Source organism: Flavobacterium proteolyticum (assembly GCF_015223105.1).
GTDB classification, from domain to species: Bacteria; Bacteroidota; Bacteroidia; order Flavobacteriales; family Flavobacteriaceae; genus Flavobacterium; species Flavobacterium proteolyticum.
In genome coordinates this window covers 623,212-641,392 of record NZ_JADFTZ010000001.1, presented here as the reverse complement: position 1 = coordinate 641,392, position 18,181 = coordinate 623,212, and the positions used below count along the sequence as shown (strand labels likewise).

Sequence of the window (18,181 nt, the reverse complement as noted above, 5' to 3'; positions counted from 1 at the left end):
AATGCTACAGTTACTCGAATTAGGAACGAAAGCCGAAATGTTAGAGCAATTGCCTATCATCCAACAATTATATCCTGATTATACTTTAGAAATTTATGGGAATTTATTAGACAAAATGATTCCGCACAATTACAAACAACTCATTGTAGTCGAAAACGGAATCACGATGGGTTTGGCAGGATTTTGGATTGGAACTAAATTGTGGAGTGGCAAATATTTGGAAATGGATAACGTAGTCGTACATGAAGATTTTCGTTCTAAAGGAATTGGAAGTATCATGACAAATTATCTCAATCAAAAAGCAATCGATGAAAACTGTAATATGATTGCTTTAGATGCTTATACGACCAATTTTGGAGCCCAAAAATTCTACATGAATCACGGTTTTGTACCCAAAGGATTTCATTTTGTGAAATATTTGAAGGATTAATTATTTAAGTATTCCCAAATAAAACTGTAGAACTCGCTTTGTTGTTTTACTCTTTTCTCGTAGCTCGAAATGTTACCTGAATGACCAGCAACCTTATTTACTTTCAAAAAAATAGGATTTTTCTGTGCGGCTCTATTTTGTAATCTTGCGGTAAATTTATAGGATTGAAAAGGCGGCACTCTATCGTCGTTTTCAGAAGTAATAATTAAGCAAGTTGGATAATTAACGTCTTCTTTAATCGTGTGATAAGGCGAATATGAAAGCATAGATTGAAATTCTTCTTTGTTGTTTGGATTTCCATATTCGTCAAAATGATGAATTCCAGAAGTGTATTTTTCAAGCGAAGCCATATCTAATCTTCCCATTTCAGAAATAACGACTTTGAATAAATCAGGACGCAGAGTCATGGCTGCTCCAACGACTAATCCACCATGCGAACCTCCATTAATAGCTAATTTGTTTGGATTGGTATATTTTTCTCGAATTAAAAACTCAGCAGCATCCACAAAATCGTTAATCGAATTGATTTTTTTTAATCTTTTTCCTTCTTTATGCCAGTTTTTTCCTTTTTCGCCACCACCTCTAACTTGTGCAAAAGCATAAACACCACCCTTTTCTAAAAAGTGCAATAATCCAGTGTCGTAATTTGGACTGCTAATACTTCCAAAACCACCATAAGCTCTTAGTAGAGTAGGATTATTGCCATTAAGTTCAATGCCTTTTTTGTGAATAATAACGATTGGAATATCTTTATTGTCTCTGCTTTTATAAGTAATCGTTTTGGTTTCAAAATAGTTAAATGGAAATAAAGTTGGTTTTGGCTGAATGAAATCATTAAAATAAATATCATTCGCTCCAGTTGTAATATTTAGCTTGTAATTTAATGAAGAAATGGTGTACGAATAAAACGTAACGAAAAGGTCATTTGTTTTTTCGTCATAAAATCTAATTTGAAAATCCATATTGTGTGGCGCTTCAAATTTTCGAATAAATTTTCCAGTATAATCGTAAACAGACATATAATATTTGCCCATATTGTTATACTTACAAATAATATAATTTTCTAAAAAGGTAGTTCCAATAAGCAAATGAGAATATACTTGAGGAATTAAGACCGTACTTTCTGCTCGATTGTTTATATCAAAGTAACTCACATTTCCCCATGGATATTTTTCATCCGAGAAATAGCATTTATCGTTAATAATATTTAAAAGATTTAGATTCGTTTTATCGTCTTTTATGAAGTTATTAAATTGAAATTGTTCGTTTTCAATTGTAGTATAATAGTAGTTTTTTGTGGTTTCATCTTCGCTTGTTTCAACAACAAATAATTTATTTTGTTTGGTAAAAAAAATGAAATTAGCTTTTGATTTTGAAGTATCAAACACCAATTGGTCTTTACTTTGAATATCTCCAATTTTATGATAGTATAACTGATAAGTAGAATCTTTTTCAAAGAATTCTTTGTTTGAATTTTTCTTATAAAAGATACCTCTGTCGCCATTCCAGGCAACATTTGAAAATTTAACATCCGTTAGAACATCGTCAAGATATTTTTTGTTGGCAAAGTCTTTAAATTTAATTTCTTGTCTATCGCTTCCGTTCGGACTAATTTTAAAAGCCAAATATTTAGTGTTTTTAGAAGGAAAATATCCAGATAAAACTACATTCGCATCTTTATAAACATCAAACGGATCAACCAAAGGTTTGCCTAAATCATTTAGACTTTCTCTGTAATATAAAACGCTTGGTTTGTTTTTTTCAACTCTATAGGTATTGTAAAAGTACTTTCCTTTTTTAGTTGGTAATCCATTCGTAGACAAATAATCATAATCTTTTATTTTGAATGAAAAATTATAATTTCTAACTAATTCTGATAGTTTTTCTTCGCTAATATTGTTTTGTAAAGTTACCCAATCAGCAACTTCTTTTTCAGTAGTGTTTTCCAACCAAGCATAATCGTCTTGTATGGTAATTCCATGTTTTGAAAGCGTTGAGGGAACTTTTTTGGTTTCAATTTTTTGTTGAGAAAAAACAAAGTTTAAACCCGAACTAATTAAAAAAATAAATAATAAAACTATTGTTTTCATGTTAAATGCCGTAAGAAAATTACCAAAGGCGAAAATATTCAAATTAATTTGTAATTAACTTCGTTTTGGTTCTTTTTTTGCTTTAATTTAGTGTGAATTTAAAAATCGAGGCATCATGAAATATTTAGTAACAATTTTATTGAGTTTAGTTATAATCTCTTGTGGCTCTACACATATAATTGCGCAAGATAATATTGAATCTGCTACATATCAAGGCTGGATTGGTGGTGTTCGTGGAGGCGGAGGAGGAATTAATTTTAATTTAAAATTAAAATCTGAATTGCCAAAGGGAGTAGAGTTAAAACACGTTATTTTTAAAGGTTTTGAAGTACCATTTACCCAGCAAGATGCGTTGTCTTATAACGCTGCAATAATTACAGGAGTCAATCAGGAAAGATTTGAGGGAGATAAAAAAAGCACATCCACTAGTCCAAAAAACAATATAGAACTTAAAGATAATGAGGCTATTCTAGTATTCTCAAAAAACGGCAAAGAATACCAGCAAAAAATTACCAATGTAACTGAAAAACCAGCTTTAGAATATCCTTCTGCTAGACCAAAGTTTTAATTATATTTGTTGTCTATAAATAAATAAAATTTGAGCCTCTATAAAAGTCTTTTTAAACAAACGGCAATCTACGGCATAGCAACGGTTTTGCCTAGAATTATCAGTTTTATTCTAAATCCCATTTTCGTTTATTACCTTACGGATAAAGAAAAAATGGGAGAAGTTTCCGTTATTTTTTCCTATTTAGTTTTCTTCAATGTGATTTTATCTTATGGAATGGAAACGGCTTTTTTCCGATTTTATAATTCTGAAAACGATAAGAGTAAAGTAATTTCTACATCCACTATTTCGCTTTTTTGGTCAACAATTGGTTTTTTAGTGTTATTCCTTTTGTTTCGAAAAGATTTAGCACTTTGGTCAGAAATCAATGTGGAATACATTGTTTTTACCATTTGGATTCTAGCTTTAGATGCGTTGGCGATTATTCCGTTTTCCAAAATTAGAGCTGAAGGTCGTCCCATAAAATATGCGGTGATTAAGATTTCAAACGTATTAATTAATTTATTACTTAATGTTTTCTTTTTGATTCTGTTGCCTGATTTTGCAAACGAATCTTCGAATCCGTTCATTCAAACGATTTATCACGATGATTTTCAAATTGGCTATATTTTCGTTGCGAATTTAATTGCAAGTTTAGCTACTTTACTTTTCGTTTTACCTGATTATTTCAAAATCAAATGGCAATTCGATGCAGATTTGTGGAAGAAAATGATGCAGTACGGATTACCCATTTTAGTCGCTGGAATTGCCTTTGCCATCAACGAACATTTCGATAAAATTTTATTAGATTGGATGAATGTCGACATGGCGGATATTGGAGCTTATTCTGCTTGTTATAAAATCGGAATGTTTATGGTGTTGTTCCGTACGGCTTATACATTAGGAATCGAACCCTTTTTCTTTAGTCACGCTAAAAATGAAAATGCACCACAAACCTATGCTACGATTACCAAGTTTTTTGTCATTTTCGGTTCGTTTATTTGCTTAGGCGTTATCGTTTTTGCCGATATTTTGAAATTGATTTTAGTTCCAAAAGACATTTATTGGGACGCGATGGATGTCGTGCCACTAATTGTTCTAGCCAATTTCTTTTTAGGTATTTATACGAATTTATCCGTTTGGTACAAACTAATCGACAAAACCCGAATCGGTGCTTACATTTCTATTGTTGGAGCAATTGTAACTTTAGTTTTAAACTTGATTTTAATTCCAATGATAAGTTACATGGGTTCAGCAATTGCTACTATTTTGGCTTACGGAACCATGATGTTTATTTCGTATTACATGGGACAAAAGAAATATCCAATTCCTTATGACAAGAAATCGATTTTCACCTATTTGGGATTGGCAATAGTGCTTTCAGGAATTTCATTTTATGTGCCAATTTTACGTGAAACTTACGTATTCGGAATTGCAGCTATCTTGTTTTTTGCTTACTTTGTGTACCGAAACGAAAAAGAAACCATTTTAACGATTATCAGAAGAAAATAATATGCAAATCAAAATTATCAATAAATCCAATCACGAGTTACCTAACTACGAAACTATCGCTTCGGCAGGAATGGATTTACGCGCCAATATTTCAGAACCAATCACTTTAAAATCATTAGAAAGAACCATCGTAAAAACTGGACTTTTCATTGAATTACCAATCGGTTACGAAGCGCAAGTTCGACCAAGAAGCGGTTTAGCAGCCAAAAAAGGAATCACCGTGTTAAATTCACCAGGAACAGTTGATGCTGATTACCGTGGAGAAATCGGTGTGATTTTAGTAAATTTATCCAATGAAGATTTCGTAATCGAAAACGGAGAACGCATCGCTCAATTAATCATTGCCAAACACGAACGCGCGGAATGGATTGAAGTAACTGAATTATCAGAAACTTCAAGAGGAGAAGGTGGTTTTGGTAGTACGGGAGTGAAATAAGTGTTCAGTGTTCAGTCGCAGTTAACAGTTTGTCAGACTGCGCGAAGTCGCAGTGTTCAGAATAATTTGTTCAGAAAAACATCAAAAATATAATCATAGCGAACTTTGCGAAAAACCTTTGCAAGCTTAGCGTTTAAAATAAAAAGATACCATGAAAATAATCGTACCTATGGCAGGTCGTGGTTCACGCCTTCGCCCACATACCTTAACTGTTCCAAAACCATTAATTCCAGTTGCTGGAAAACCAATTGTTCACCGTTTAGTGGAAGATATTGCTGGTGTTTTAAATCAGAAAATAGACGAAGTAGCTTTTATTATTCATGAAAGTTTTGGTAAAAAAGTAGAAGAAGATTTAATTGCGATTGCTCAAAAGTTAGGCGCAAGAGGGACGATTTATTATCAAAACGAAGCATTAGGAACTGGTCATGCGATAATGTGTGCGAAAGATTCATTGGAAGGTCCAGCAGTTATTGCTTATGCGGATACGTTAATTCGTGCCGATTTTGATTTGGACACTACTGCGGATAGCGTAATTTGGGTAAAACAAGTGGATCAACCAGAAGCTTTTGGTGTGGTAAACTTAAATGATAATGGCGAAATCATCGAATTAGTAGAGAAACCAAAAGAATTCGTGTCGGATTTAGCAGTTATAGGAATTTACTATTTCAAAGATATTGCGGTGTTGAAAAACGAATTACAATCGGTGTTAGACAACAACATTATCCATGGTGGCGAATACCAAATCAACGATGGTATCAAACAAATGATGGCAAAAGGCATGAAATTTGTACCAGGACAAGTAGACGAGTGGATGGATTGTGGAAATAAAGACGTTACAGTAGAAACCAACACAAGAATGTTAGGTTTTTTACATAACGATGGCGAACATTTAGTTGATTACGATGTGAAATTAGAGAATTCAACTATTATTCCTCCATGTTATATTGGTGAAGATGTAGTGTTGATTAATGCTACGGTTGGACCAAATGTTTCATTAGGGAAAGGATGTCACGTGATTGATTCTACTATAAAAAATAGTTTGATTCAAACTCACGCACATATTAAAAATGCCAATTTAGATAACGCAATGATAGGAAATCATGCTAGTTTTGATGGCAATTTTACAAGTATTAGTATCGGAGATTATTCGGTTTTAGAATAGATGATAAAGAAAAAACACATAGCTTTTTTGGCGTTCCTGCTTTTTAGTTTTGGGAATCACTTGTTCGCGCAAGAAAACCCCGATACAATTGCTTTGGTGGATGACCAATTGGAAAATAATTTTTACGAAGCTGTGAAACAACGCGGCATCGAAAATTACGATAAAGCGATTGTGGCGATTCAAAAATGTATTGAAAAAGAACCTAAAAATGCTTCTTTTCAATATGAATTAGGCAAGAATTATTTGAGCCTAAAAAATTATGTTGATGCAGAAAATGCTTTCAAAAAAGCAGTGGAGTTAGACAACAAACAACGTTGGTATTGGAACGGATTATACGACGTGTATTATCAAACGAAAGATTACCAAAAATCAATTCCTATTGTAGAGAAATTAATTGAGTTTGATGCTAACATGAAAGAAGATTTGGTATCGCTTTACATGAACACAAATCAACACACGAAAGCCTTGGAATTGTTGAAAAACATGGAATCGAAATCCAAGTTGACCAGCACCATGGAATTCTATAAATTGAAGATTCAAGAATCGAATGATTATACAAAACCACAGAAAGAACAATTAGAAGAAGCGATTAAAAAGAATCCAAAAGTAGAACAAAATTATATCGATTTGATTGTTTTGTATACGAGTTTCAATCAAGAAGATAAAGCTTTTGAAGTGGCAAAACAATTGGAAAAAGAAATTCCAAATTCCGATTGGGCACACGTAAGTTTGGTAAAATTCCATTTGAATAATAACGATGGTGAAAATGCTTCTAAATCGATGTTCAAAGTTTTGGACAACGATAGAATGGATTTAAAAATCAAACATCGTGTTTTTAATGAGTTTTTAATTTTTGCTGTTAAAAATCCAACTTATTTAAAAGATATTGACAAAGCAATTCCGTATTTTGATAACGACAAAGAAATTAATGTAGCAAAAGAAGTGGCAAAATTTTTCTGGAAAAAGAATGATTTAGAAAATGCGACGAAATATTTTGAGAAAGGAATTAAAAGAAATTCCAATGACCTAGAAGCTATGGAATTGAATTTAGAAGTTTTAATTCAGAAGCAAGATTTTCAATCAGTAACTAAGAAAGCAGAAGAATATTTGGAGTCATTTCCTACTCAAGTTGGGTTTTATTTTTATGCCGGTTTAGGATACAATCAACTTAAAGAATATAAAAAAGCAAAGAATATTTTAGAAAATGGCTTGGATTTTGTTGTTGAATTTAATCCGTCAGAATCTGGAATTTACAACAATCGTTTCAATGTTAATTTTTACAAACAATTAATTATCAGTTGCGAGAATTTGAATGATAATGCAAAAAAAGAAACGTATACCAACAAATTAAAGCAATTACAAAAATAAATGAAGTCAATTATATCAGCCTTTTTAATCGTTTTTTTAATCGGATGTAAATCAAAGCAATCCGTTACTACAGCCGCTGCAAATGAAAATACCGAAGTTTCAAAAGTCATCAATGGTCATTATAAAAATGAACACGATTTTACTACGCTAAATATCAGAGCAAACGCCAAATACGAAGATGCGAAACAATCTCATTCTATGAATGCCGATATTCGCATCAAAAAAGACGAAATCATTTGGATAAACATTAAGTTCTTAGGAATTCCAATGGCAAAAGCAATGATTACTCCAACCAAAGTAAGTTATTATGAAAAAATAAATAATACGTATTTTGAAGGCGATTTTAGTATGTTAAGTAATTGGTTGGGTACTGATTTAGATTTTCAAAAAGTACAGAATTTATTTCTTGGGAAAGCAATTGACGATTTAACAAAAGATAAATGGATTTCTGAAGTCGTAGAGAAAATGTTTAAGTTGTCGTTGCCAAATGATTCTGATGTTGCAAAAGAATTTTATTTTGAGGGCGCTAATTATTTGTTGAAAAAAGAAACGATAAATCAAGCTAGTAAAAACCGAAATTTAGAAATTCGTTATCCTTCGTACAAAGAAGATAAAGGTATGTTTTTACCAAACGAAATCAATATTAAAGCGGAACAAAAAGACAAAATAGCAATTGATATTGAATATAAGAACACAACATTTAATGAGAATTTGAGTTATCCTTATTCAGTACCTAGTGGTTACACTGCGGTTGAAATCAATTAATTTTTTATTTAAGTAAAAAAACTACCTTTGTAAAAATCCTTATTGCATGAACCAATTCATTAAAATCGTATTTTTCTTTTTCATTACAAGCCTATGTTTTGCTCAACCTTCTGAACAGCAAAAGTTAGAAGAGCGCAAAGCACAAATTCTGAAAGAAATTTCAGAAAATAAATCGCGTTTAGAAACCGAGAAGAAGAAAGAGAAATCGGTTTTAACCCAAATTAATCAGCAAAAACAGTTGATTCAATTACGACAAAAGTTATTGAATACAACCGCAAAGCAAACTCGAATTTTGAGCGATGAAATTTATTTAACTCAGTTAGAAATGAACAAGTTAAATAGAGAATTAAAAGTGCTAAAAGAAGACTACGAAAAAATGATTGTAAAATCATATAAAAGTAGAAACGAGCAAAGTAGAATTATGTTTATTCTTTCCTCTGAGAATTTCCTCCAAGCTTACAAACGAATCCAATACATGAAACAATATGCAGGATTCAGAAAAATGCAAGGTGAAGAAATTAAAGACAAGCAAACAAAATTATTACAAGCCGAAAAACGTTTGTCTGAAAGCAAAAAGGAAAAAGAAGTTGTTTTAGCACAAACTGAAAAAGAAAAGCAAGAGTTAGAAAAAGAAAAACAAGAGCAAGAACGCTTAGTTAAGTCGATACAAAAAGATAAAAAGAAATTAGCAGCTGAGATTACCAAAAAGCAAAAAGAAGCAAAAGATATTGATGCAAAAATTAAAAAATTAATTGCTGCCGAAATTGCTGCTGCTAACAAACGTAACGCAGAGAAGTCAGGAACTACAGCTCCAAAAGCCGGAACAACTGCAGCTTCTAAGTTTGTTTTATCTGCAGAAGGGAAAGTAGCTTCAGATAATTTTAAAGCGAATAAAGGAAAATTACCTTGGCCAGTAGTTGATGGTTATATTTCATTAAAACATGGCGATCAACCGCATCCAGTTCATAAGAATTTGACTATTCATAATAGTGGTGTCGAAATTTCTACTAAACCTGGTGCTTCGGCAAGAGCTGTTTTTGGTGGCGAAGTGTTACAAGTTCAGGTAATTTCAGCAAATAATAAAGCAGTTTATATTCAGCACGGAGATTTTATTACGGTTTACTTAAACTTGTCATCGGTAAGTGTTACCAAAGGACAAAAAGTGACAATCAAACAAAATATCGGAAAAATTCATACAGATTCATCAGGAAATGCAGTAATTAAGTTTTTAGTATTACAAAATACGACAACACTAAATCCAGAATCTTGGTTAAACTTATAAAATAAGAATGAGGTCAAATTGGCCTCATTTTTTTTGAATCAATTATGTACTTTTATATTTTAATAGAAAATCATGAATTTATCCCAAATTAAAATACTTCACATAGATAGTAATCATCCCTTGCTTTGGGAACAATTACAACAAGCCGGTTTTCAAAACGAAGCTGATTTTACTTCATCTAAACAAGAAGTAGAAGCTAAAATTGAAAATTATCACGGAATTGTCATTAGAAGTCGTTTTAAAATTGACAAAACCTTTTTAGATAAAGCTATTAATTTACAATTCATAGCACGAGTTGGTGCTGGTTTAGAAAGTATCGATTGTGATTACGCTACAGCGAAAGGAATTCATTTAATAGCGGCTCCAGAAGGGAATGCCAATGCTGTTGGCGAACACGCTATCGGAATGTTATTATCACTTTTTAATAACTTGAACAAAGCCAATAACGAAGTAAAATCGGGTCAATGGAAACGTGAAGCCAATCGCGGACATGAATTAGAAGGGAAAACAGTTGGGATTATTGGATATGGAAATATGGGAAAATCTTTCGCAAAGAAACTTCGCGGATTTGATGTAACCGTTTTGTGTCTTGATATCTTGCCGAATATGGGAGATAGTAATGCTACTCAAGTTTCATTATCTGAACTTCAAGAAAGAGCTGATGTTTTAAGTTTGCACACACCTTGGACACCCGAAACTGATAAAATGATTAATGCTGATTTTATTAATCAATTTAAAAAAACATTTTGGTTGATTAATACCGCAAGAGGAAATTCGGTGGTAACAGCTGATTTAGTTGAAGCATTGAAATCAGGTAAAATTTTAGGCGCAGGTTTAGATGTTTTGGAATACGAAAAACTATCTTTCGAAACTTTATTTGAAGGTGAAAAACCAGCCGCTTTCGAATATTTATTACAAGCTGAAAATGTATTACTAACACCACATATTGCAGGATGGACTTTTGAAAGTCATCAAAAATTAGCGCAAACGATTGTAGATAAAATAAAAGCTATTTACGCAAATTAGTTTGTAACAAAATTTGACAAGTTAGACTTATATGTAATATTTTTATATATTCGTAAAAACTAACTAAAACTAAAAACAAATGGAAGTAACTAACCAACAAGAGACTTGGAATCAGCCAAACAACAACATTCCGGTATTCAAAGTTGACCCAATTATGGTGTTATTATTAAGTTTTATAACTTGTGGATTGTATTTAATCTACTGGAATATAAAAGTAGCAGAAGTTATAAACGCAGTGTCAAACAGAGAAGTGATTTCTACGCCAGTAGCTGTTTTCTCTGGATGTTGTTTACCTGTAAATTTATATTTTTATTACGTTTTAGGTAAAGATGGTTTGCCAAATGTATACAAAAGAACAGGAGAATTAAATAAGGATCAATCTACTTTATTAATTATTCTAGGTTTGTTTTTTCCTTTTGCAGCTGCTATGATTGTTCAAGGAGATATTAATAGATTATACAATTAAAAAATTTATTTTAAATAGAATTTTAGGTATTACAGGTGCGATTTTAACACTTGTAATACCTTTTTTTTTATGGCTTCAAAACAGCAATCATTCGTTAGATAAAGAGCAGTCTTTTTGCCCACTAAAAGCTACAACAGGTTTTCCTTGTCCGTCATGCGGAATCACAAAATCAATTGTTTATTTTTATGATGGAAATTTGCTCAAAAGTTTGAGTTTTCATCTTTTTGGACCATTAGTTGTGGGTTTTTGTTTTTTTATTATCGTTCTTTTTTTAGTTGAACTTAAAACAAAGAAAACCTACTTTAGAAAATGGTTTTATAATCGAAAATTAGCCTATTATTTAGCTGCTTTTCTAATTGGATATCACATAATAAGATTAATTCTTTTTGTTCAAGAAAATTCTTGGAATGATATTGTGCAACAAAGTATTTGGAAATAAAAAAAGGCTTACAAATTCGTAAGCCTTTTTTTATCCTTTTTCTTTTCTTTCCAATTCCGCTTGAAATTCTTCCATAACGGGTTTTACGGTGCTTTCGGGTAAATCGGCAATTTTGATGTACATTAAGCCGTCTACCGAATTATTAAACAATGGGTCCACATTAAAAGCTACCACTCTAGCGTTTTGTTTGATGTATTTTTTAATTAAAACGGGTAAACGTAAATTTCCTGGTTCTACTTCGTCAATAATTTTGTCAAATTTATTTAAATCAGCTTCGGTTTCGTTGAAAACGAAATCTTTGTCGGCGTCTTTTAGTTTTACTTTGTATTCTTTTTTCGGGTGAACGTATTGCGCAACATATGGGTCGTAATAATGCGACTTCATAAATTCAATCATCAACGATTTAGAAAAATCCGAGAATTGATTACTAATACTTACGCCACCAATTAAATATTTATGTTCTGGATAATGTAAAGTTGTGTGAACAATTCCTTTCCATAACAAGAACAATGGCATTGGTTTTTGTTGGTATTCTTTAATAATGAAGGCTCTACCCATTTCGATAGATTTACTCATCATATCATACAATTCAGGTTCAAAACGGAACAATTCATGTAAATAAAAACCATCTATTCCGTGTTGAGGATAAATATGCGAACCTAATCCCATTCTATAAGCTCCTGCAATACATTGCGCTTCATCATCCCATAAAAACATGTGATGATAATATTTATCGTAATCATCAAGATCTAACGATTCGTTGGTTCCTTCACCAACTTCTCTAAACGTAATTTCGCGCAAACGTCCAATTTCATGTAAAATGTTTGGGATTTTATCAGCCGTTACGAAGTAAACTTCATAATTCTTACTTTGTAATAAGCGATAATCACCTTTTTTTAAACATGCCATCTCTTCCAGGATTTGTTCGTGATTGGCTGGTTTAGCAATTTGCTTTGGAGGTTTTGGAATCGTTAATTTTGGTAAATTAATTTTGCTTTCATCTTCAAAAGCATTCGAAAGCATATAGGTTTTCTTACGTAAGAAATCGCCATAACTTTCAATATCCTGATATTCGTTTTGTTCCGCTACCGAAATAGGTTTTCCAATACGAACTTTAATTACTCTATCTTTTTGAGTTAATAACTCACTTGGTAATTTTGCTGTTCTAAGCGTGTCATCAATCTTCGATAAGAAGTAAAATAATTTACTATTCTTAGCATGAAAATAGATAGGTACAACTGGAACTTGTGCTTTTCTAATTACTTTTATTGCACCTTCTTCCCAAGGTTTATCAACGACTAACTTACCATCTTTATAAGTAGAAACTTCTCCCGCAGGAAACATTCCTAGTGGTTTTCCATCACTTAAATGACGCAATGTTTCTTTGATTCCAACTACACTCGATTTGGCATCTTTATGATTCTCAAACGGATTTACCGGCATGATGTACGGCTTCATCGGTTCAATGCGGTGCAATAAAAAGTTGGCGATAATTTTGAAATTTGGTTCTCTTTCAAGCATTAATTTCAATAGTAAGATACCATCAATTCCTCCAAGTGGATGATTTGATATGGTAATATAAGCGCCGTCTTTTGGTAAACGTTTTAAATCTTCTTCAGGGATTTCAAACTTGATTTGGAATTCATCTAAAATAGCATTTAAGAACTCCAATTCACTCAAATGTTTGTTTCTATCATAAATTTTGTTCAGCGTAGAAATCTTAAGCACTTTCATGAGCAACCAGCCCGAGAAAGTCCCGAAAACCCCATATTTGTCAGCATTTATCGCTTTTGCAACTTCTTTAGCAGTAACTAAACCCATTTATTTTTGTTTATTGAGCAAGAAACAAAGATAAGAATTTTGCTGAATTTTCAGCACTTTTCATCGGGTAATAAAAAAGGGTATTTTGTTAGGTTTTTTAGTAGTCTGATAGTTAGCAAATTATGAATTCCTTAGATTCTAAACTTTATTTTTAAAAACCTTTTTCCTATATTTGGTCAAAAGCTACAATACGAAATGAAAATCATATCATACAACGTTAACGGAATTCGAGCAGCTATAACCAAAGGATTTTTAGAATGGTTGCAACAAGCGAATCCCGATGTTATTTGTCTTCAAGAAATTAAAGCAACCGAAGATCAAATTCCAAAATTAGAAATTGAGGCAGCAGGTTATCCATACCAATATTATTTTCCAGCGGAGAAAAAAGGATATAGTGGTGTTGCTGTTTTGTCTAAAATTGAACCTAAAAAAGTGGTTTTCGGAACAGGAATTCAACATATGGATTTTGAAGGAAGAAATTTGCGAGTAGATTTTGAAGATGTTTCAGTTATGAGTTTGTATCTTCCATCTGGCACAAATATTGATAGGTTAGAGCATAAGTTCATGTTCATGGACGATTTTCAAAACTATGTTAATGAGTTGAAAAAAGAAGTTCCAAACTTGGTAATTTGTGGTGATTATAATATTTGTCACGAAGCTATCGATATTCACGATCCAATTAGAAATGCAAAAATTTCAGGATTTTTACCTGAAGAACGCGCTTGGTTAGATGGTTTTATGAAAAGTGGATTTATCGATACCTTTCGCCATTTAAACAAAGAACCACATAATTATAGTTGGTGGAGTTACAGAGCCAATGCTCGAAATAATAATAAAGGTTGGAGAATCGATTATTGTTTGGCAGCCGACTCTTTGAAAGATAAAATTCAAAGAGCATTAATTTTGCCAGAAGCCAAACATTCTGACCATTGTCCAGTTTTAGTAGAAATTAAATAAGAATCAATTAATCAAAAATAGAAAATAATGATTAGAAAAATTGCCCTTGCTTGTGTAGTTTTAAGTTTAACTACTTCATGCGTTTCTAAAAAAATCTACCAAGATTTAGAAAACAAATATGCGGATTTAAAGAAAGAACACAACGCTTTATCGGATGAAAACACCACTTTAAAAACAGACAAAAATCAGTTAGAAGCGGATAAAAATAAACTGCAATCGGAATTAGATAAAACTAAGGCAGAACGCGATAAATTAGCTGCTGATTATGCAGCAACCAAAAAGAGTTTAGACAATTTAAAAGCGTCTTATGCGGCTCTTGAAAAAGATAGTAACGATGCCTTAGAAGCCAATATTAATAAAAACAGACAATTGTTAGCTGAGTTAGAAGCAAAACAAAAAGCTTTAGCAGCGGAACAAGATCGTTTAAATAAATTGAAAAAAGATTTAGAAGCATCTTCAGCACGTTTAGCTGAATTAGAAAAAATGATGGCTGATAAAGATGCGGCTATGAAAAAACTGAAAGAAACCTTATCTAAATCGTTAAAAGCATTTGAAGGAAAAGGATTAACGGTAACGGAAAAAGATGGAAAAGTATACGTTTCTATGGAAAACAAATTACTTTTCGAATCGGGAAGTTGGACTGTAGGTTCTGAAGGTAAAAAAGCGGTGGATTTAGTTGGGAAAGTTTTAGGTGACAATCCAGATATTTCTGTTTTAATTGAAGGTCACACGGATAACGATAAAATCACTGGTACTATTGGTGGTGGAGTGGAAAACAACTGGGATTTATCTACAAAACGAGCAACTGCAATTGTGAATATTTTATCGGCTAATGCTAAAGTAAAAAAAGAAAACTTAACAGCTGCAGGTCGTGGTGAATATGCGCCTTTAATGAGTAATGAAACAGCTGAAGGAAAAGCAAAAAACAGAAGAATCGAAATTATCTTAACACCTAAGTTAGATGAGATTTCTAAAATGTTGAATGACCTATAACATTTCATAAAAGATTGATAAAAAAGGCTTGAGTTCTAAATTCAAGCCTTTTTCTTTGGTTTAAACTTTGTAACTTTGAACTTTAAATTTTCAAATTCAGAAATGAACTACACAACACTACCTAATACCGAACTAAAAGTCAGTAAAATCTGTTTAGGAACCATGACTTTTGGGAATCAAAATACCGAAAGTGAATCGCATTCTCAATTGGATTATGCTATTGAAAAAGGAATCAATTTTATTGATACTGCTGAGATGTATCCAATTGGTGGAAATGCTCAAATCTTTGGAAGTACCGAGCGTTTCATTGGAACTTGGATTAAGAAAATTGGTGCTTCGGAACGTGAGAAATTAGTTTTAGCAACAAAAATAGCTGGACCAAATAGAGGAATGGAATACATTCGTCAACCATTAGATTTTTCCAAAAAAAGTATTCACGAAGCGGTAGAATTAAGTTTAAAAAATCTGCAAACCGATTATATCGATTTGTATCAAATGCATTGGCCAGAACGTGTGATGAACATGTTTCAAAAGCGCGGTGTTCAAGAAATTGATACCAAATGGCAAGACAATATTTTTGATGTACTAACAGTTTATGACGGATTAATTAAAGAAGGAAAAATTAAACATATTGGGGTTTCTAATGAAAATCCGTGGGGTGTTATGCGTTTTTTAATGGAAAGTGAAAAACACGGTTTGCCAAGAATTTCCACAATACAAAATCCTTTTTCGTTATTGAATCGTTTATATGAAGTTGGTTTGTCAGAAATTGGAATGCGTGAAAATGTTGGGTTGTTAGCGTATTCGCCATTAGGTTTTGGATTTTTATCTGGAAAATATTTAAATGGTTATCCGGAGAATTCTCGTATGAAATTGTTTCCAAATTTCGTTCGTTATACCAATGAAAATTGCTTCAAAGCAACCAAATTATACAAAGAATTAGCAGAAGCAAACGGATTAACGTTAACGCAGATGGCGATTGCTTTTGTAAACCGTCAAAAATTTGTGACTTCAACGATCATTGGTGCTACTAATATGGAACAATTGCAAGAAAACATTCAAGCTTTTGACACCATTTTATCAGACGAAATTGTAGCTGAAATTGAGAAAATTCAGGAATTAATTCCGAATCCAGCGCCTTAAAAAAGTAATCAGTGTTCAGTTATAAGTAATCAGTTATATACTGAACACTTACTCCTGAACACTGAACACTGATTTACAAATTATCTATAAACTTATCCTTTGGATATTTGATTTTATAACTGATTCTGAATTTCTTAGTTTCTCCAGCGTTAAGTTTTACATCCCAGGTTAGAATTCCCGTTTCAGCATTTACTTTTGCTTTTCCGTTTTCTAGCAATTCGATGGTAATTTCTTTATCGGTGCTGATTGGATATTGATCTTTTAACAACATTTCAATTGCTTCTTTTTTGTTGTTTTTTACGGTGATATCATAAGTAAACGTTTGTTCTTTATAACCTGATAAGAATTTAGTTCCTGATTTATCTGCGATTTTTTCACGTTTGATAGCAATTTTTTTATCTCTTCCCATACTCAAATTCAACGTGTCTGAAGTTTGATTTGGGTTAATCATTGTTTTACCAACATACATTCCTTCGAAGATTATATTTGCTTCACCAGGTAATAAATTGAATTTAGAATATTCGCTAATTTCAGCTAATAAGAAAGCTTCTTTTTCTGCTTTTGGAACCGCATAATATTTATATGTTGCAGGTAATTTCAAATCTTTTAAGGCTACACTATGCGCTTTTCCATTCGATAAAATATCATATGGAATATCAATATCAAAAGAAACATTTAATTGGTTTTCGTTGATTGTTGTGTAATTTGAGATTGAGGATTCTTCTTTATAAGATTTATCATCGTTCAGAGCAAGTCCTGACACTCTTCCTTGTAATGAATTTATGGCCGTATTACTATTATTGTAAACTCTTGGATAGCCAAATCTCAAAAACCAAGCTTGTAAAATCGGAGCCGTGTTGTTTTGATTTGGATTACCACTCGAAAGTGTCAGTTTTACTTTTTTCCAATCGATTCCTGTGTTTTGCACCACTTTTGCTTTATACATTAAGTTGATTGGCGAGTTGATGTTGTCGGCACGCAAATCGTAAAATGGCGACCATGAAGCGTTATTGGTTAAATAATTAATGTCAAGATTTACTGAGCTTGCTGCATCCGTCATTACTTGTATAACCAATTTTCCTTGTGAGGTTTTTTCTTGTTTTTGGGTATTCAATTCTAATTTAGAATTCAGTTTTGATAGTTTGTCTTTTAACTTGTTTTCTTTTTCAATAAGGACATCAACCAAATTGCTCAATTCATTTCTTTTGGCTCTGTAATAATCTACTAGTTTGATTAATTCGGTAACATTTAAACCTGAGTTTTGCCCAGCAACGTTTTGATTTTTATCTAATAAATCAATCGTTTTGGAATAAGAAACTTTTTCATTGGCGATTTTGCCCATTTCTTTTTCAATGATGGCAATGCTATCACGAACTTTTTTGATTGCAGGATTACTTTCGTCGATTTCATATTCCGAAATAAAATTTCGTGTAAACTGAACCGACAAAACGGTAACATTAGCTGGAGCACCAATTTGAATGGTGTTTTCATTTACATAATCCGCTACGTTTTTGATTACAATTTCGCTGGTTCCAGATGGAAGTGTAACTGCAGCCGATTGTAATAATTCAGCCGAATTGCTATAAACTGTAGCGCTTTTAATTTTTGCTGAAGTAAAAATTGGTTTTTGAGCAAATACCATTGCTGAAAAACAGAACAAGGTTAAAACGAATATTTTTTTCATCTCTATAAACTTTAGTGTTTATAGTATAGAGTGAAATAAAATGGAAAAGGTTGGGAAGTG

General features: G+C 32.2%; 17 protein-coding genes. 14 read left to right on the top strand and 3 right to left on the bottom strand.

Annotated features, from left to right (window positions below):
* Position 1 precedes the first annotated feature (1 nt).
* A complete protein-coding gene (locus IM755_RS02800) occupies positions 2-430 on the top strand; it encodes a GNAT family N-acetyltransferase (RefSeq protein WP_194093521.1) in 429 nt (142 codons plus the stop codon).
* Here the strand turns inward: IM755_RS02800 and IM755_RS02795 are convergent.
* Complete coding sequence (locus tag IM755_RS02795; RefSeq protein ID WP_194093520.1) at positions 427-2,520, bottom strand: prolyl oligopeptidase family serine peptidase; 2,094 nt, start codon at positions 2,518-2,520, stop codon at positions 427-429. The genes IM755_RS02800 and IM755_RS02795 overlap by 4 nt on opposite strands.
* Positions 2,521-2,635: 115 nt before the next feature.
* On the opposite strand from IM755_RS02795, the gene IM755_RS02790 reads away from it, so the two are divergent.
* The 10 genes from IM755_RS02790 to IM755_RS02745 all read left to right on the top strand — a co-directional run bounded on the left by IM755_RS02790 (position 2,636) and on the right by IM755_RS02745 (position 11,523).
* Entirely contained in the window at positions 2,636-3,088 is a 453-nt protein-coding gene (locus IM755_RS02790) for a hypothetical protein (protein ID WP_194093519.1), read from the top strand.
* 30 nt (positions 3,089-3,118) lie between these two features.
* Positions 3,119-4,579, top strand: coding sequence for a lipopolysaccharide biosynthesis protein (locus IM755_RS02785; protein WP_194093518.1), 1,461 nt, complete (start codon positions 3,119-3,121; stop codon positions 4,577-4,579).
* A 1-nt stretch (position 4,580) separates the two neighbouring features.
* The gene (gene dut, locus IM755_RS02780) at positions 4,581-5,015 is read left to right on the top strand and encodes a dUTP diphosphatase (protein WP_026725976.1); all 435 of its coding nucleotides are present in this window, start codon (positions 4,581-4,583) and stop codon (positions 5,013-5,015) included.
* Positions 5,016-5,166: 151 nt separating this feature from the next.
* Positions 5,167-6,177, top strand: coding sequence for a sugar phosphate nucleotidyltransferase (locus IM755_RS02775; RefSeq protein ID WP_194093517.1), 1,011 nt, complete (start codon positions 5,167-5,169; stop codon positions 6,175-6,177).
* 27 nt (positions 6,178-6,204) lie between these two features.
* A complete protein-coding gene (locus IM755_RS02770; protein WP_228063880.1) occupies positions 6,205-7,545 on the top strand; it encodes a tetratricopeptide repeat protein in 1,341 nt (446 codons plus the stop codon).
* Positions 7,546-8,310 carry a DUF4292 domain-containing protein gene (locus tag IM755_RS02765; protein ID WP_194093515.1) on the top strand — a complete coding sequence of 255 codons (765 nt, stop codon included), beginning with the start codon at positions 7,546-7,548 and terminating at the stop codon, positions 8,308-8,310.
* Between the two features lie 46 nt (positions 8,311-8,356).
* Positions 8,357-9,592: a murein hydrolase activator EnvC family protein gene (locus tag IM755_RS02760; protein WP_194093514.1), complete on the top strand. Its 1,236-nt coding sequence runs from the start codon at positions 8,357-8,359 to the stop codon at positions 9,590-9,592.
* Between the two features lie 72 nt (positions 9,593-9,664).
* On the top strand, positions 9,665-10,618 hold the full coding sequence (locus IM755_RS02755) for a 2-hydroxyacid dehydrogenase (protein ID WP_194093513.1): 954 nt from the start codon (positions 9,665-9,667) through the stop codon (positions 10,616-10,618).
* Positions 10,619-10,697: 79 nt separating this feature from the next.
* The gene (locus IM755_RS02750) at positions 10,698-11,084 is read left to right on the top strand and encodes a DUF4234 domain-containing protein (RefSeq protein ID WP_194093512.1); all 387 of its coding nucleotides are present in this window, start codon (positions 10,698-10,700) and stop codon (positions 11,082-11,084) included.
* A complete protein-coding gene (locus IM755_RS02745; protein WP_228063879.1) occupies positions 11,050-11,523 on the top strand; it encodes a DUF2752 domain-containing protein in 474 nt (157 codons plus the stop codon). The genes IM755_RS02750 and IM755_RS02745 overlap by 35 nt, the downstream gene beginning before the upstream one ends.
* 30 nt (positions 11,524-11,553) lie before the next feature.
* Here the strand turns inward: IM755_RS02745 and IM755_RS02740 are convergent, their stop codons facing one another.
* Positions 11,554-13,344, bottom strand: a complete 1,791-nt coding sequence (locus IM755_RS02740; protein ID WP_194093511.1) for a GNAT family N-acyltransferase — start codon at positions 13,342-13,344, stop codon at positions 11,554-11,556.
* Positions 13,345-13,539: 195 nt separating this feature from the next.
* Here IM755_RS02740 and IM755_RS02735 point away from each other — a divergent pair, with 195 nt between their 5' ends.
* The 3 genes from IM755_RS02735 (at position 13,540) to IM755_RS02725 (ending at position 16,437) form a co-directional block, all read left to right on the top strand.
* A complete protein-coding gene (locus IM755_RS02735; protein ID WP_194093510.1) occupies positions 13,540-14,301 on the top strand; it encodes an exodeoxyribonuclease III in 762 nt (253 codons plus the stop codon).
* Positions 14,302-14,328: 27 nt separating this feature from the next.
* A complete protein-coding gene (locus tag IM755_RS02730) occupies positions 14,329-15,294 on the top strand; it encodes an OmpA family protein (protein ID WP_194093509.1) in 966 nt (321 codons plus the stop codon).
* Between the two features lie 102 nt (positions 15,295-15,396).
* On the top strand, positions 15,397-16,437 hold the full coding sequence (locus IM755_RS02725; protein ID WP_194093508.1) for an aldo/keto reductase: 1,041 nt from the start codon (positions 15,397-15,399) through the stop codon (positions 16,435-16,437).
* Positions 16,438-16,510: 73 nt separating this feature from the next.
* Here the strand turns inward: IM755_RS02725 and IM755_RS02720 are convergent, their stop codons facing one another.
* Positions 16,511-18,121 (bottom strand): DUF4139 domain-containing protein, encoded by a 1,611-nt coding sequence (locus tag IM755_RS02720; RefSeq protein WP_194093507.1) that lies wholly within the window; start codon positions 18,119-18,121, stop codon positions 16,511-16,513.
* Between the last annotated feature and the right edge of the window lie 60 nt (positions 18,122-18,181).

Bases quoted from the DNA above. Each gene is read 5' to 3' on its own strand.
- IM755_RS02795 (WP_194093520.1), bottom strand. From the start codon at position 2,520: ATGAAAACAATAGTTTTATTATTTATTTTTTTAATTAGTTCGGGTTTA.
- IM755_RS02775 (WP_194093517.1), top strand. From the start codon at position 5,167: ATGAAAATAATCGTACCTATGGCAGGTCGTGGTTCACGCCTTCGCCCA.
- IM755_RS02755 (WP_194093513.1), top strand. From the start codon at position 9,665: ATGAATTTATCCCAAATTAAAATACTTCACATAGATAGTAATCATCCC.
- IM755_RS02740 (WP_194093511.1), bottom strand. From the start codon at position 13,344: ATGGGTTTAGTTACTGCTAAAGAAGTTGCAAAAGCGATAAATGCTGAC.
- IM755_RS02765 (WP_194093515.1), top strand. From the start codon at position 7,546: ATGAAGTCAATTATATCAGCCTTTTTAATCGTTTTTTTAATCGGATGT.
- IM755_RS02730 (WP_194093509.1), top strand. From the start codon at position 14,329: ATGATTAGAAAAATTGCCCTTGCTTGTGTAGTTTTAAGTTTAACTACT.
- IM755_RS02800 (WP_194093521.1), top strand. From the start codon at position 2: ATGCTACAGTTACTCGAATTAGGAACGAAAGCCGAAATGTTAGAGCAA.
- dut (WP_026725976.1), top strand. From the start codon at position 4,581: ATGCAAATCAAAATTATCAATAAATCCAATCACGAGTTACCTAACTAC.
- IM755_RS02735 (WP_194093510.1), top strand. From the start codon at position 13,540: ATGAAAATCATATCATACAACGTTAACGGAATTCGAGCAGCTATAACC.
- IM755_RS02725 (WP_194093508.1), top strand. From the start codon at position 15,397: ATGAACTACACAACACTACCTAATACCGAACTAAAAGTCAGTAAAATC.
- IM755_RS02750 (WP_194093512.1), top strand. From the start codon at position 10,698: ATGGAAGTAACTAACCAACAAGAGACTTGGAATCAGCCAAACAACAAC.
- IM755_RS02720 (WP_194093507.1), bottom strand. From the start codon at position 18,121: ATGAAAAAAATATTCGTTTTAACCTTGTTCTGTTTTTCAGCAATGGTA.
- IM755_RS02790 (WP_194093519.1), top strand. From the start codon at position 2,636: ATGAAATATTTAGTAACAATTTTATTGAGTTTAGTTATAATCTCTTGT.
- IM755_RS02760 (WP_194093514.1), top strand. From the start codon at position 8,357: ATGAACCAATTCATTAAAATCGTATTTTTCTTTTTCATTACAAGCCTA.